This window comes from Lentzea sp. NPDC102401 (assembly GCF_044765805.1).
Lineage (GTDB): Bacteria > Actinomycetota > Actinomycetes > Mycobacteriales > Pseudonocardiaceae > Lentzea > Lentzea sokolovensis.
This window is the reverse complement of record NZ_JBIWKS010000006.1, coordinates 253,098-267,842: the sequence shown is the minus strand read 5'-3', so window position 1 is coordinate 267,842 and position 14,745 is coordinate 253,098. Positions and strand designations below refer to the sequence as shown.

Annotated in this window: 14 protein-coding genes; 9 read left to right on the top strand and 5 right to left on the bottom strand. The window is 70.4% G+C overall.

From position 1 onward, the window contains the following. Positions 1-188: 188 nt before the first annotated feature. The 4 genes from ACIRG5_RS22985 to ACIRG5_RS22970 all read left to right on the top strand — a co-directional run bounded on the left by ACIRG5_RS22985 (position 189) and on the right by ACIRG5_RS22970 (position 3,737). The gene (locus tag ACIRG5_RS22985; protein ID WP_402907709.1) at positions 189-1,316 is read left to right on the top strand and encodes a sensor histidine kinase; all 1,128 of its coding nucleotides are present in this window, start codon (positions 189-191) and stop codon (positions 1,314-1,316) included. After that, entirely contained in the window at positions 1,313-1,984 is a 672-nt protein-coding gene (locus ACIRG5_RS22980) for a response regulator (RefSeq protein WP_402907706.1), read from the top strand. The genes ACIRG5_RS22985 and ACIRG5_RS22980 overlap by 4 nt, the downstream gene beginning before the upstream one ends. Before the next feature lie 95 nt (positions 1,985-2,079). Beyond that, positions 2,080-2,754 (top strand): DUF2306 domain-containing protein, encoded by a 675-nt coding sequence (locus ACIRG5_RS22975; RefSeq protein WP_402907704.1) that lies wholly within the window; start codon positions 2,080-2,082, stop codon positions 2,752-2,754. Next, the gene (locus ACIRG5_RS22970) at positions 2,751-3,737 is read left to right on the top strand and encodes an NAD(P)-dependent alcohol dehydrogenase (RefSeq protein WP_402907701.1); all 987 of its coding nucleotides are present in this window, start codon (positions 2,751-2,753) and stop codon (positions 3,735-3,737) included. Before ACIRG5_RS22975 ends, ACIRG5_RS22970 begins: the two co-directional genes overlap by 4 nt. Positions 3,738-3,790: 53 nt before the next feature. Here ACIRG5_RS22970 and ACIRG5_RS22965 read toward each other — a convergent pair whose 3' ends face one another. Further along, positions 3,791-5,203: a DUF2867 domain-containing protein gene (locus ACIRG5_RS22965; RefSeq protein ID WP_402907698.1), complete on the bottom strand. Its 1,413-nt coding sequence runs from the start codon at positions 5,201-5,203 to the stop codon at positions 3,791-3,793. Between the two features lie 60 nt (positions 5,204-5,263). Further along, positions 5,264-6,484 (bottom strand): amidohydrolase family protein, encoded by a 1,221-nt coding sequence (locus ACIRG5_RS22960; RefSeq protein WP_402907695.1) that lies wholly within the window; start codon positions 6,482-6,484, stop codon positions 5,264-5,266. Between the two features lie 112 nt (positions 6,485-6,596). On the opposite strand from ACIRG5_RS22960, the gene ACIRG5_RS22955 reads away from it, so the two are divergent. Further along, positions 6,597-7,085: a MarR family winged helix-turn-helix transcriptional regulator gene (locus ACIRG5_RS22955; RefSeq protein ID WP_402907692.1), complete on the top strand. Its 489-nt coding sequence runs from the start codon at positions 6,597-6,599 to the stop codon at positions 7,083-7,085. Between the two features lie 46 nt (positions 7,086-7,131). Next, a complete protein-coding gene (locus ACIRG5_RS22950) occupies positions 7,132-7,842 on the top strand; it encodes a YqjF family protein (protein ID WP_402907689.1) in 711 nt (236 codons plus the stop codon). An 8-nt stretch (positions 7,843-7,850) separates the two neighbouring features. On the opposite strand, the gene ACIRG5_RS22945 is transcribed toward ACIRG5_RS22950, so the two are convergent. After that, a complete protein-coding gene (locus ACIRG5_RS22945; RefSeq protein ID WP_402907686.1) occupies positions 7,851-8,759 on the bottom strand; it encodes an alpha/beta fold hydrolase in 909 nt (302 codons plus the stop codon). Between the two features lie 97 nt (positions 8,760-8,856). Further along, positions 8,857-9,057, bottom strand: a complete 201-nt coding sequence (locus tag ACIRG5_RS22940; RefSeq protein ID WP_402907683.1) for a hypothetical protein — start codon at positions 9,055-9,057, stop codon at positions 8,857-8,859. A gap of 144 nt (positions 9,058-9,201) precedes the next feature. On the opposite strand from ACIRG5_RS22940, the gene ACIRG5_RS22935 reads away from it, so the two are divergent. The 3 genes from ACIRG5_RS22935 (at position 9,202) to ACIRG5_RS22925 (ending at position 13,496) form a co-directional block, all read left to right on the top strand. Next, complete coding sequence (locus ACIRG5_RS22935; protein ID WP_402907680.1) at positions 9,202-11,457, top strand: hypothetical protein; 2,256 nt, start codon at positions 9,202-9,204, stop codon at positions 11,455-11,457. Positions 11,458-11,515: 58 nt separating this feature from the next. Then, positions 11,516-12,193, top strand: a complete 678-nt coding sequence (locus ACIRG5_RS22930; RefSeq protein ID WP_402907678.1) for a hypothetical protein — start codon at positions 11,516-11,518, stop codon at positions 12,191-12,193. Positions 12,194-12,380: 187 nt separating this feature from the next. Continuing rightward, positions 12,381-13,496: a glycosyltransferase gene (locus tag ACIRG5_RS22925; protein ID WP_402907675.1), complete on the top strand. Its 1,116-nt coding sequence runs from the start codon at positions 12,381-12,383 to the stop codon at positions 13,494-13,496. On the opposite strand, the gene ACIRG5_RS22920 is transcribed toward ACIRG5_RS22925, so the two are convergent. Beyond that, on the bottom strand, positions 13,471-14,745 hold the full coding sequence (locus ACIRG5_RS22920; RefSeq protein ID WP_402907672.1) for a cation:proton antiporter: 1,275 nt from the start codon (positions 14,743-14,745) through the stop codon (positions 13,471-13,473). The two genes, ACIRG5_RS22925 and ACIRG5_RS22920, sit on opposite strands and share 26 nt — an antisense overlap.

Here is a 14,745-nt window from a genome sequence, read left to right as displayed (position 1 = left end):
GTTCCCCCCCCCCCCCGCGGGGCGCCGGGGGGGGGGGGGGGGGGGGGGGGGGGGGGGGGCGGGGGGCGCCCCCCCCCCCCCCGGGGGCCCCCCCCCCCCCCGGCCCGCGTTGCGACACCCGGCTTCAGGGCCCAGGTCTCGTGCTTTGGACTGATCTGCCGTGACTCCTGCTCTCGTACGATGACCTCGTGTTCGCCTATCCGCGATCGGTTTGGGACGAGCCCCGGCCGGCGCGCGGGGCGGCGCGGCTGTGGTGGGACTGGGCGCTGGTCGCCGTCCTCCTGCTGGTCGCGGTGCTCGAGACACTGCTGCGCACGGACCTGAACTCGCGGGCCGGCTCGCTGGCCGTGGCGGTGGTGCTGCTGCCGTTGCTGTTGCTGCGCCGCAGCAGGCCGCTCTTCGCGGTCGCCGTCGCGTTCGGCGTGGCCGCGGTCGCCTCGCTGGTGTTCGGGGGCGAACCCGAGCTCAACGTGCTGGTGTTCATGCTGCTCTTCCCGTTCTCGTTGTTCCGGTGGGGTTCCGGGCGCGAAGCGGTGATCGGGTTGGCGATCATGCTCGGCAAGGTCGGGCTGTCGGCGGCGCTCGGGTTCATCAGCGTGGGCGAGGCCGGGAGCGGGAGCGCCGTGCTGGGGACGGCGTGCGCCATCGGAGCGGCCGTGCGGTATCGGGGACGGGCGCGAGCACGGGAGCTCGAACAGGTGAAACTGCTGGAACGGGAGCGGCTGGCGCGGGATCTGCACGACACGGTGGCGCACCACGTGTCGGCGATGGCGATCCGGGCCCAGGCGGGGCTCGCGACGGCGGCGGCGCGGCCGGAAGCGGCCACCGAGGCACTCGGCCTGATCGAGTCGGAGGCGTCGCGGGCGCTCGCCGAGATGCGCACGATGGTACGAGCCTTGCGGCACAACGAGTCCGCGGACCTGGCGCCCAGCCCGACGGTCGCCGACGTCGCGCTGCTCGCGAGCCCCGGCAGGCCGGGTCCCGAGGTGGACGTGCGGATCGACGGGGCCGTCGACGGCCTCCCGAAGTCCGTCGGAACCGCGATCTACCGGCTCACCCAGGAGTCGGTCACCAACGCGCGCCGGCACGCCCGGCACGCCACGCGCATCGAGGTGTCGGTGGTCGTCGGCGCCTCGTCGGTACGCCTGTGCGTGAGCGATGACGGCGACACCGCCACCGGCGCTGTGCCGGGACATGGGTTGATCGGCATGATGGAGCGCGCAGAGCTGCTCGGCGGCAGCTGCGAGGCGGGCCCGAACCCCGAACGAGGCTGGACCGTGACCGCCGTCCTGCCACTCACCGGGGCGCGGGGATGAGCGTCCGGGTGATCGTCGCCGACGACCAGGAGATCGTCCGCACCGGACTCTCGATGATCCTCGACGCCCAGCCGGGCATCGAGGTCGTCGGCGCGGCGCCGGACGGACGGCAGGCCGTGGAACTGGCCCGGCGCCTGCGGCCCGACGTGTGCCTGTTCGACATCCGGATGCCCGGGACCGACGGCATCGAGGCCACCCGCCTGCTCGCCGGGCCGGGAGTCGCCGACCCGCTCGCCGTCGTCGTGATCACCACGTTCGACCTCGACGAGTACGTCTACGCCGCGCTCCGTGCGGGTGCCAGGGGCTTCCTGCTCAAGGACGCCGGCCCCGCACTGCTCGCCCAGGCGGTCCACGCCGCGGCCTCGGGCGACGCCCTGATCGCCCCCAGCGTCACCGCCCGGCTGATCGAGGCGTTCACGGACGTCGAGCCCGCCGGCCGAGTCGCGCAGCCGATCGAGCCGCTCACCGAACGGGAGGAGCAGGTCCTCGCCGCCGTCGCGGGCGGGCGCACCAACAGCGAGGTCGCCCAGGAGCTGTACATCACCCTCAGCACCGTGAAGTCCCACATCGCCAGCCTGATGGCCAAGATCGGCGTCAGGAACCGGGTCGAGATGGCCATCTGGGCGTACGAGACCAAGCGGGTCCGGAGCGGATTCCGGCAGCGGTAGCCGAAAGTACGACGAGCGCGCCGGACCATCGGCCAGGTTGATCGCGGCCCTTCTGCCGATGAGCTGACACCCCCACTCGCGACACGATCCGGTGCATGACCTCCTCGACCAAGTGGGACAGGCTCATCCCGGCCGCGATCATCCTGTTCAGCGTGATCCCGGTGCTCGGCGGCGCTCTGCGGCTGGGCGAGCTCGGCGGCGGCGCGGAGACCACGCCGGACAACGCGCGGTTCTTCGCCTCGCCCGTTCCCGTGGTGGTGCACGCCATCACCGTCAGCGTGTACTGCCTCCTCGGGGCCTTCCAGTTCGCTCCCGGCTTCCGGCGCCGCAGACCGGCGTGGCACAGAGCGGCAGGACGCATCCTGGTCCTTTGTGGACTCCTGGGGGCGTTGTCGGGGCTGTGGATGACCGTGTTCTACCCCAAACCCGCCGACGTGGGCGTGCTGCTCACCGGCATCCGGCTGGTGTTCGGCACGGCCTGGGTGGTGTCCGTCGTGCTCGGGTTCGCCGCCATCCGCCGCCGGGACGTCACCGGGCACCGCGCCTGGATGATCCGCGGTTTCGCGATCGGGCTCGGCGCCGGCACCCAGGCGGTGACGCTGACCCTGTGGCTCGTGGCCGTCGGCACGCCCGACCGGCTCGCCAAGGCGGTGCTGATGCTCGCCGCCTGGCTCGTCAACCTCGCCGTCGCGGAGTGGATCATCCGCCGCCAGGTGCAGCCCTCGCGCGCGACCGTCCAGGTCGGCGCCACTCTCAGGGAGACCCGATGAAGGCGATCGTGCAGGACCGGTACGGATCACCGGACGTGCTGGAGTTCCGCGACGTGGAGCCGCCCGCTGCTTCGGGCAACGAGGTGCTCGTGCGGGTGCACGCGGCCTCGGTCAACGCCTACGACTGGCACGTCATGCGCGGAGATCCCTACCTGGCAAGGCTCACGGGGATCGGACTCACCGGTCCCGGCAGGAGGATCCGCGGCCGCGACTTCGCCGGCACGGTGGAGGCGGTCGGCCGGGACGTGCGGCGCTTCCGGCCCGGTGACGAGGTGTACGGCGACCTCGGCACCGCCGACGGGGCGTTCGCCGAGTACGTGTGCGCGCAGGAGGACCTGGTGGAGACCAAGCCCGCCAACCTGACGTTCGAGCAGGCCGCCGCGGTACCGCTGGCCGGTCTCACCGCGCTGAAGGGACTGCGCGACATCGGAAAGCTCCAGGCGGGACAGCACGTCCTGATCAACGGGGCGTCCGGAGGTGTCGGCACGTTCGCGGTGCAGATCGCGAAGTCCATGGGCGCCAGGGTGACCGGCGTGTGCCGCACGAGGAACGTCGAACTGGTGCGGTCGCTCGGTGCCGACCACGTCGTCGACTACACCGAAGGCGACTTCACCAGGAACGGCGAGCACTACGACCTCGTCTTCGACCTGGTCGGCAACCACTCGCTGGCCGGACTTCGCCGCGCGCTCACCCCCGGCGGGACGATCGTGCTGTCCGGCGGGGGAGTGTTCCGCGGCGGCAGCCTCGCCGGGCCCATGTGGCTCATGATCAGGGCGAAGCTGCGGGCGCCGTTCGTCCGCGACCGGCTGCTCGTGCTCACCACGACGCCGGACGGGGAGATCCTCGCGACGCTGCGCCGCCTCGCCGAGTCAGGAGGCTTCACGCCGGTCGTCGACCGCACCTACTCGCTGGACGAGGTGCCCGACGCGATTCGTTACGTCGAGACCGAACACGCCCGCGCGAAGGTCGTCATCACCGCGTGATGCCCGGCGCTGCGACGGAGTCCCCGAACTGCGCCGCCGACTGGCCTCCTGAGTCACGCGCCTTGGCGTGCCGCGGACGCCTTTCTGACGATCCCCCGCGCCATCGTGGCGAACACGATGTCGTGCAACGGTTTCTGCGCCATCCAGTAGAGCTGGCCGAGCAGCCCGTCGGCGGTGAACGTGATCTTCTGCCGGTAGCGCGTGCGGCCGCCCTCGCGATCGACGCGCATGTCGAGCACCGTGCGGCCGGGCATCTTCATGTCGGCCCGCAACACCAGTTGCCTCGCCTCGTCGTCGCGGTGCACGACGGTCCAGAAGTCGACCACGTCGCCGTTTCCGACCTCGGGTGCCCGGCCGCGGTACAGCCCGATGCCGCCGAGCAGGTGGTCGATCGCACCCCGGACCGTCCACACGAGAGGGACCGTGTGCCAGCCGTCCTGGCCGCCCAGCGTGTTCACCGTGCGCCACACGTCCTCGGGCGATGCCTCGGTGAGCACCGTCCGTTCCTCGGTGAAAACCTCACCGCCGGTCTTCTCGGCCGCCGGCGTGGTCGCGGCGCGGATGGCGTTGTCGACGCTGGTCAGGCCACCGGGCGGCGCGGGCAGCACGTCGGTGATGGGCGGGCCGTCCGCCACGAGGTCGTGGTCGAGTGACGCGAACAACGGCTCCGCGACCGCCGCCGGCACCGGCGTCACGAGCCCGGCGACCTGCGCGGCGAGCTTGTGCGACCACAACGGCGCCGGCACCGGCAGCCGGACAGGGAGCCGCAGCACCCGCGCACACCGCTGCACCAGCTCCAGATAGCTGAGCCGCTCCGGGCCCGGCACGTCGAACACGCCGCCGACCGGTCGCGGGACGTTCGCGGCGGCCACCAGGAGGTGCACGACGTCGGCGACCGCCACCGGCCTGCTGGTGTTGTGCATCCACGACGGCACCGGCACCCACGGCGTGAGCCGGGCGGACGACCGCAACAGCTCGAAACTCGCCGACCCGGCGCCGATGATCATCGACGCCTGCAGCACGAGCGCGGGCACCCGTCCCGCGGTCAGGACGTCACCGACCTCGGCCCGGGAGGCGAGGTGCGCGGACAGGCCGGGGGAGTCGGGACGCGGCCCGCCGACGTAGACGATCTGCCGCACCTCCGCGTCCGCTGCCGCCGTCGCCAGCACGGCGGCGGCCCCGCGGTCGATGCCGGCGAAGTCCGGCTGGTCCAGCGAGTGCATCAGGAAGTACACGAGGTCGCTGTTCGCCAACGCTCCCCGGACCGCCCGCGGGTCCGTGGCGTCGCCGACGTGCACCATCACCCTCGTGGGGAACCGTGCCGTTTGCCCGCGGTCGCGCACCAGCACGGCCACCTCGTGCCCGTGCGCGAGGAGTTCCGGCACGAGATGCGACCCGAGGTGCCCGGTCGCGCCCATCACGAGACACCTCAGCGGCGGGTCTTCCTCGTTGATCGTCACCCGCATGACGTGCCCACTTTCGGCCGAACGCAATCGTCCACACGCACGAATGGTGCGTGATGCGGGTCAGTGCCGCTGGACGAGAGCACCCCGGCGCCAGACGGCACGCGTGTTGAGGGTGTCCGAGATCGTGGTGGTCGGGTCCCCGTCGACGAGGAGGAGGTCGGCGCGCAGCCCCTCCGCGATGCGGCCGCGGTCGGACAGCGCGAACCGCCGGGCCGTCGTGGCGGTCGCGGCGCGCAGTGCCTGTTGCGGGGTGAGCCCGGCCTTCACGAGGTACTGCAGTTCGTGGTGGACGCTCGCGCCGTGGGCGAGGCCGCCGAGGAACGGCAGCGGAACGGAGGCGTCGGTGCCCACCAGGACGTCGACGCCGGCGTCGCTGAGCGCCTTGATGGTCGTCAGGACGTCCTTGATCTCGCCCTGCGGGTAGCAGTCGAAGCTGGAGCGCAGGGTCTTGTCCCAGGCCTCGTCCAACCGGGAGGACACCCGCGGGTCGTCGGCGAGTTCGCCGCCGGTGATGCCCATGAGGGAGGCGTTGAGGACCGCGCAGGGCACGACGAACATGCCGGCGTCCTTGATCAGGGCGATGATCTCGTCGTCGTGGGGTTCGACGAACAGGTGTGCCAGGCCGTCGATTCCGGCCTCCACGGCCATCCTGGTGGCGTCGATGGTCAGCGTGTGGGCGACCGTGAGGACGCCGTACCTCTTGGCCTCGGCCACGCCCGCGTTCAGGGTGGCCTGATCGATCATCGGAATTCCCGGGTGTCCCTCGACGCTGCCGTCGTCGATCATGAACTTGACGTAGTCCGAGCCGTGGGCGAGCAACAGCGGGATCGAGGCCGCGGCGCCCTCCGGGCTCGTGGCGTCCGGCTGGAACGGGGGCTCGCCCGCCGGGTCTCCGCCGCCGCCGGGAGTGAAGCCCGGCGGGAACAACTCGGCGGGATGCCCGCCGGGGGGCGTGAGGCCGAAGCCCGCCGAGCGGACGTCCGCGACCGAGTCGTCGTCGCTGATGGCGGCCTGGCGGTCGCGCGTGTTGACGCCCTGCATCTCCAGTTCGGTGGTCACGCCGAAGCGCAGCGCCAGCGCGAGGGCTTCGGGTGCGGTGTGGACGTGCGCGTCGATCAGGCCCGGCAGCAGTGTCGCGCCGGTCCCGTCGACCACGTCGGCTCCGGCGGGCACCTCCCCGCCGACCTGGACGATCTTTCCGTCCTCGATGGACACGGTCGTGACGCCCAGGTTCTTCTCGCCGTCGAAGACCCTGGCGCCGGTGATGGTGGTCGTGGTCATGGCCTGCCTTGGTCGTGGTGGGTGACTTCCTCACTGAATCATATACCTTCAGTCATGTAAATATCGGAAGATATGTAGATGCCTTCTGCTTCGTAGTTGCTAGAGTGACGGGATGAGCGACTCGCCTCGGCCAAAGGACGACGAAGGCCTGCTCGACCAGGTCGGGCCCGCCCTGTCCCGGCTTCGCCGGCGGACCTCCGGCGGACGCGGTGACCTCACCCGCAACCTCGTCCTGAACGTCGTCCACGACGATCCCGGCGAGATGACGGTGGGCGGGGTCGCCACCGAGATGGGGGTCGCCCAGCCCGTCGCCAGCCGGACCGTGGCCGCCTGCATCGCGGACGGCCTGCTCCGGCGTGCCGTCTCGCAGGCGGACGGCCGCCGCACGGTCCTCGAGCTCACCGAGGCCGGCGAGGCCGAACGCGGCCGCTTCGCCTCCGAGCAGCGCGAAGCCTTCGAGTTCATCACGGCCGGGTGGACGGCCGCCGAGCGCGACCAGTTCGCCCGGTTCCTGATCCGCTACAGCCAGGACAGTTCGGACTGGTCGCGAAGGCAGGGGCTCAAGGGCCGGCCCGACGGCTCCGCGGCCTCTGGAGCTTGAGGAACTCGACCCGGACTCTCAGGTGTGCTGCGTTTGAATCTCGTCCATGACGTTCGGTTCACCGCGGCGCATCGACCGTTCGGTGCTGACGCAGTGGTGGACCGACGTGACGTTCCTGCACTGGCGAGTTCCTCCTGGGGCGGTGCGACATCTGCTGCCCGCGGGCACGCGGCCGGACGTGGTCGACGGCGACACGTTCGTCGGGCTGATCGCGTTCCGCCTGTGCCCGCTGGGCTGGCCCGCGCTGACGGACCGCTGGAGCTTCCCGGAGACCAACGTCCGCCTGTACACGATCGACGGGCGGGGCCGGCGCGGCGTCGTGTTCCTCTCGATGGACGCCGCGAACCTGCCGTTCGTGCTGAGCGCACGAGCTCTCGCGGGACTGCCGTACATGTGGTCGGACACAACGGTGCGCCGTGACGGCGACGAGGTCACCTACACCTGCCGGCGCAAATGGCCGCATCGTCCGGACGCGACGAGCACGTTCACCGTGCGGGCGGGGGAGCGGATCGCCCGGCCGAGCCCGCTGGAGGAGTTCCTGACGGCCAGGTGGGGACTGCACACGTCCTGGCTCGGCCGGACCACGTACCTGCCGAACCACCACGCGCCGTGGGACCTCTGCCGGGCCACGATCGTGCGCTGCGACGACGACCTGGTGGCGTCGGCGGAGATTCCGGTCTCCGGCGAGCCGATGAGCGTTCTGTACTCACCCGGAGTGCGGGCCAGGTTCGGCGTCCCGTCCTGCGCGGCGTCCTGAGTCACCCGCTAGCGGATGGTCTTCAGCACGTCGTCGACGGCACCGGCGATGATCTCCGGGCGTTCGGTCACGATCCCTTCGTGCGTCGTGTTCTCGGCGAGCACGTGCTTCCGGTTCGGGCCCTGCGCGAAGCGGACCTGGGCGTCCCGCCACATCTTCGCCGCCTCGGGGGAGTCGGCGAACGGGGTCCCGGACGCGACGATCGCGGTCACCGGCACGTCCTTCGGCCAGGTGAGCTGATGAAAGACGCGGTGGACGGGGGCGTAGTCGACCATCACGGCGAGCAGCTGGCGGTTCTTCTTGGTCGACGCCTGCGTCAGCAGGGCGGCCCGCTGCTTCTCGATGACCGGTTCGAACGCCGTCAGCATCTCGTCGGTGAAGAAGTCGGGCACGTTCGCGTCGACGAGCACCGCACCCGACACCCAGCCGGGGTTCTTGTGCACGAAGTTCGTGGCGACCTCACCCGCGATCGAGTGCGAGACCAGCACCACGTTCTTCGTCAGTCCCAGTTCCCTGAGCCCGGCCTCCAGGTCGGACACCGCGTTCTCCACCCGCCACGGCCCCGAGATCTCGTCGCTCTCGCCCTCGCCCGCCCGGTCGTAGGTGACGACCTTCGACCCGGTGGCCTTCGCCAGCCGCGGCGCCATGTCCTTCCAATACGACGAACCCAGCCCGCCGCCCGCATCCAGGACCAGGGCGGGCAACTTGCCGTCGACGACGTGGAAAACCAGTTCGTGCTCGGCGTTCGTCACCTTGCGCGTCTTCGGCGCCGGTGTGGCCGGGGCGGGCGCGGACGTGGCGGAGGACGGGCTGCTCGCCGCGTTCGGCGCCGAGCACGCCAGCAGCGAGGCGGCGACGACAACTCCGGTACCAAGTGCGATCGCTTTGCGGTACAAGGGATTCAGGTGCTTGACCATGGCGAGAACCCTAGGAATCTCCCAGCCGCGCGACGATCAGGCCACCCGGCGGATCCTTGCTGGTGCCGGCCACACTCCGGCACTGGGGGAGGCCCCCTCACTCGCCGCGCAACGACCTGCGGATCTCCTCCAGGCGGTCGCGGCCCGCCTCCTCGCGCCGGTCGAACTGGTCCTGGGTGTTCTGCGGATCGCCGGCCAGCTCGGTGGCGGCCTCGCTGGTGAGGTTCCGGCCCTCGATCTTGTCGCGGACGTAGTCGAACGTCGGCACGCCGTCTTCGGTGTAGTCCGGTTCAGTCATGTCCCCATCATCCCCCTTGATGTGCGCGCTATGGTGAGAACGCACCGGGGCACGCCCTGGGGAACTCGGGGGAGTTCGGCGTAGGCCGCTGGTGCGGTTGCCGTAGGGGGATTCGTGCGATTAGCAAGTTCTCTTTGTGCTGCAATGATTCTGGTGGGGGCCGGGGTGATGGCGACGCAGGCGGTCGCCGCACCGGCCAAGTGCGAGATCCGTTGTGTGCATGCGAAAGCGGAGCTCGATCGGGCGCCTGGGGTCGGTGAGACCGCGCAGGTCAGTCTCGAAATTACGTCCGATGTGGACTTGAAAGGTGTCCGGATCGACGCGGACGTGCCGGGAATCGCCGGCTGGAGCGCGGTTCCGGACGGGTTGTCGGCGAGGAACGTCGTCTCGGCGGTCCCGACCGACTTCGGCAAGGTCGGTCGTGCCACCACGACGATGGACCTCTCCGCCGGGCGGACGGTGCGGTTCAAGGGTGCGGTCAAGGCCGTGAGCGCCGGAACGTTGCTGGTCACCGTTCGTGCGATCGCGCCGGTGAATCCCGAGCTGAACTCGGACACGTTCGTCGCGGCGGCCACGATCGGCGCCGACGGCAAGTCGTCCTACCTGGGTTCTCGTGCGGAAACCGGTGCCACGACACAGATTCCCGCCGGAGTGGCATCGACGCGGGCCACGCCGTGGCTGGCGCCGGCCGCCGCGGCGGTGCGGGCGCCCAAGCCGCACAGCGACGACCCGCCGCGGGCGCAGGCGGCGCCGGTGTGCGCGACGGGCAGCTGGAACTACCGGGATCACACCGGAACGTTCCGCACCGCGGCGAACTTCCTGGTCGAGGCGTGGGACGACGACAACGGGCCGGATGACCTGCTCGGCACCGCGCTCACCGACGGGAACGGCGCGTTCCGGTTGTGCTTCCCGAACGACGACTTCTCCGGTGGCGCCGACGTCTACCTGAAGTTCGTGGCGCAGAACGGTTCCTGGGGCGTCGAGTTCGACGACGACCCGTACAACTTCCGCACCGCGACGATGAACGACGTCGGTGACGGGCGCACCCTGTCGTTCGGCGCCCAGCAGCCGACCGACCCGCGCTACATGCGGGCAGTGGAGGCGTTCGACGAGATCAACACCGCGTCGGACTGGACGCCGAGCGACTGCTGGGACGCGGACGATCATGACTGCCGGCGCGTCGACTTCAACTGGCGCTGGGACTACAACCCGACGAACAACCACTACGACCGTGATGACGACGAGGTCCACCTGCGCGCCAACGCGCCGGACTTCCGCAGCATCGTGGTGCACGAGCTCGGGCACGCCGTGATGGACGACGTGTACAACGACGGCTTCCCGAACTCCAACTGCCCCTCTCCGCACTTCATCACCAGGGAGAGCGGTGCGAACTGCGCGTGGACCGAGGGATTCGCGGACTGGTACCAGGCCGCGGTGTTCAACGACCACGAGTACCGCGCCGACACCTTCACCGTCGAGCTGGAGAACGTGACCTGGGGCGATCCGAACTGGGACAACGGCGACGGCGTCGAGGGCCGCGTCGCGGGGGCGTTGCTCGACCTCGCGGACGCGAACAACGAACCCTACTGGGACTCGCGGACGGAGAATCCGTACACCGAGATCTGGCAGACGTTCCTGCGCTACCGGTCGTCCAACCTCGCCGAGTTCTGGCGCCAGCGCGGGCAGGCGGGGTTCGACGTCGGTCCCGGACCGCTGGCCGCGCTGTACCAGAACACGATCGACTACGGGTTCCGCGAGCCGCTGGGCGACTACCAGACGCGCACCCGTCCCGCGCCGGGGCCGAACCAGCCGCACCGGTACCGGGTCGACACGTTCGTCGCGTTCTGGTCGGTCGTCGCGCTGCGCCCGCCGGCCAACGCCGACTACGACCTGCGTCTCTACGACGATCCCCAGCTGCGCCAGCAACTGGCCGCGAGCGTGGCCGGCCAGGGCGAGGTGGACTTCATCGCGATCGACACGAACCAGGGAGGCCGCCCAGCCGGGGACTTCTACCCGGAGGTGACGCACGTGAGCGGGGCCGGTGACTACCGGATCCAGTTCGCGAACGGCGCGAACCAGTTGCGTCCGGAGGAGAAGTTCGCGATGGGCGACGACAACGTGGTGGTCGTCCGCGACCACTGCGTCGAAGCGGGCGTCAAGTTCACCGTCACCGCGACGCCGGACAACGCGAGCCAGGACGCACAGCTGTTCGTCATGTCGTCCGACGGTGGTCGTCCGGTCATCGCGTCACGGGTTCAGGCCGCCGCGTCGTCGACCGGCCACGGGCCCGGTGAGGCGGAACAGATCGAGTACACCACGCCCGGGCCAGCGCTGGACTGCTACAGCGTGGTTCTGGTGAACAAGGCGGGCAACGGAACGTACACGCTTTCCGTCTCCTGACCATGAGGGGTTGCCCCAGGCCCGTCCTGGGGCAACCCCCCGAACAGGGGGAAACGTGATGCGGTGGTTCCTGGCGTTGTGCGCGATCGCGCTGGCCGGATGCGGGGCGGACGCTCCCGCGTTGCCGGACGGGCTCGCGCTCCAGGCGAAGCAGCTGGTCGGCATGCCCAGCCCCCGGCCAGCCGAGCTGCCGGAGTTCAGCCTCTACGGCGACGGCACGGTGATCCGGCCGGGCCCGGCGGCAGGCGCGTTGCAGACCGCCGAGACGGTCCACATAGGACGTGAGAGGGCGGCGCACTTCTACGAGGACGCTCACGACGCGGGACTCGACCGGGACCAGGACATCCGCAACGACTCGGTGATCGACGGGTACACGCAGGTGTTCGTGCTGAACTCCGGCGGTCACCGGTTCGTCACCAGGGCCGCGAACCCGGAGGGCGAACTGGCCGCGTTCCACTCGACGCTGCACGTGGACGGCGCGGCGGCGCCCTACCGGCCGACGAAGATCGCCGCCGTGGCGTGGGCGCCCAGTTCGTCACCGGACGCGCGCCCGTGGCCGTTCGCACCACCGGAGACGAAGATCGACGCCGGCTCCTGCGTGGTGCTGGACGCCGCACAGGTGGAGCAGTTCGCGCGCGAGGTGCCGAAGGGGACGCTGTTCCGCATCGGCACGTCGTCGTTCGTCGTGGTGTTCCGGCCGTTGCTGCCGGGCGAGTCCGGATGCGGTGACGTCTAGGGCGTGACGAGTTGCCGGACCGTGTCCACGACCCGCGGAATTCGGATTGCGAACATGTCTATAGCTTCAGTGCTGACTAAAGTCAGCTCTCCGCGGCGCAACGGCGAACGTGCTGGATCCAGACGGCCACAGCCTCGAAGCCGTTCACAAAGGCTTCCGGCACTGAAAGATCACTAGCCTGGACGGAGTGCGCATCCTCTTCTCGTGCCGCCCCGCCTACGGGCACCTGTTTCCGCTGGTCCCGCTGGCCCGCGCGGCGCAGCAGGCCGGACACGAGGTCGTCTTCGCGATCGGCCCGGCCTTCGTGGAGAAAGCGCGGGAGCTCGGTTTCGAGGCGCACGCGTCGGGCATCTCGATCGGGGAGGCCGAGACCGAGGCCCGCAGGCGGCACGGCGACGCGGAGGTGCCACGGCTGCTGATCACGATGTTCGCGGACGTGCTGCCACGGGCGACCGTCAAGGATCTCGGCGTTCTCCTGCCGCGGATCAAGCCGGATCTGGTGGTCTACGAGCAGAGCGACACCGGTGCCGCGAAGGCCGCTCGCGACGCCGGGATCCCGTTCGTCTCGCACGTGATCGGCCGGTCCATGCCGCCCGCGATCCAGGCGATGGCGGCGGGGGAGATGGCGTGGATGTGGGACGGGGCCGCGCCCGCCGACCTGATGATGGGGGACGTCGCGATCGACCTGTGGCCGGACTCCGTCCGCGATCCGGTGGTCGCGGCGTTGCCCACGGTGCTGAGGCAGCGGCCGACGGCGTTCGACCTGGACGTGCCGATGCCGGAGATCGACACCGCGAAACCGTTGGTGTACCTGACGCTCGGCACTGTGTCGTTCGGTGCGACGGCAGTGCTGCGGCAGGCGATCGACGGTCTCGCCAGGCTCTCGGTCACCGTCCTGGTGGCGGTCGGTCCCGGCGATCCCGCGCTCCTGGGCGACGTGCCGGCGAACGTGCGCGTCGCCGGGTTCGTGCCGCAGGCGAAGGTGCTCCAGAAGGCCGATCTCGTGGTGCACCACGGCGGAACGGGCACGGTCCTCGGCGCGCTCGCGGCCGGTCTGCCGCAACTGGTGCTGCCGCAGGGCGCCGATCAGTTCGTCAACGCCGACGTGCTCGCCGAGACCGGCGCGGGGGCGAAGCTCGTCGGCGAGGAGGTCACCGTCGACGCCATCGCCGCCGCGGCGGGCCATCTGCTCGACGACCCGGCCGCGCGGGAGGTCGCCGCGACCACGGCGGCCGAGATCGCGGACATGCCGGCCCCGGCCGCCGTGGCCGCGCGGCTCACCGAACTGGTGCGGGGGTCTTGACGTCGGCCTGTGCCTCCAGGTGGTCGGGCAGGGACGCGCGGTAGATCGGCATGGCCGCGGCGGTGGTGACGATCGCGACGGCGACGAGGATCGCGAACATCTCGGGTGTCACCAGGTCGTAGGCCAGGCCGATGTTGATGAAGATCAGGATCATCAGGCCGCGCGCGTTCATCAGGCCGCCGACCGCGGAGGCGTAGCGCCACGAGTAGCCCTGGGCGCGCACCACCAGGCCGCAGCCCAGGTACTTGCCGGCGAACGCGGCCAGCATGATCACCGCGAGCGGGAACCACAGCGCACCGCCGGAGCCGAAGCCGTCCAGCCGGGTGTTGAGGCCGCTGAACGCGAAGAACACCGGCAGCAGCAGGATCGAGTTCAGGTCGGAGAGCTTCGTCTCGAGTTCTTGGCGCACGACCTTCGACTTGGGCATCGCGAGGCCGGTGATGAACCCGCCGAACACCGAGAACACGCCGATGAGGTCGGTGTACCAGCCGGCGAGAAGGACGATCAGCAGGATCACGGCCACCATGTCGCGGCTGAGTTTGCCGTCGCGTTCGGCGCGTTCCCCGAGCTTGGCGAGCCACTTGCGGCCCAGCGTGAGCATGAGGCCCGCGAAGATCGCGGCGCCCAGGACGGTGTGCAGCGCGCCGGACGGGCTGCCGGACGTGCCGACCGCGATGATCAGCGCGAGGAACCCCCACGCCACCGCGTCGTCGATCGCGGCGGCGACCAGGGTGAGGCCGCCGATCGGGGTGTTCGCGATGCCGCGTTCCTGCAGGATCCTGGCGAGCATGGGGAAGGCGGTGATCGACAGGGCGCCGCCGATGAACAGCATGAACACCCAGAGCTGAGTTCCCTCGGGGCTCAGCGTGTCGAAGAAGAGCAACGCCGCGCCCGCGCCGAGCAGGAACGTGGGCACGATGCCGGAGATGGCGAGAATCGATGCCTTGCGCGCGTTGGCACCCGTGGTCAGGCCGTGGTCCAAAGAGGACCCGACGAGGAACATGTAGAACGTGAGGCCGATCGTGCTGAGCACGTACAGGGTGCTCTTGACGTCGGCGGGGAAGATCTGGGCCTGCACGCCGGGGGCGATGGCGCCGAACAGCGCGGGGCCCAGCAGCACGCCTGCGACCATCTCGCCGACGACCCTGGGTTGTTTGATCAGCATGGCGAGCCGCCCGCACAGCGTGGTCGCGGCGAGCACGAGCGCCAGTGCGGCGAAGACCTGCAAAGCGAAGTGGATCTGGTTCAC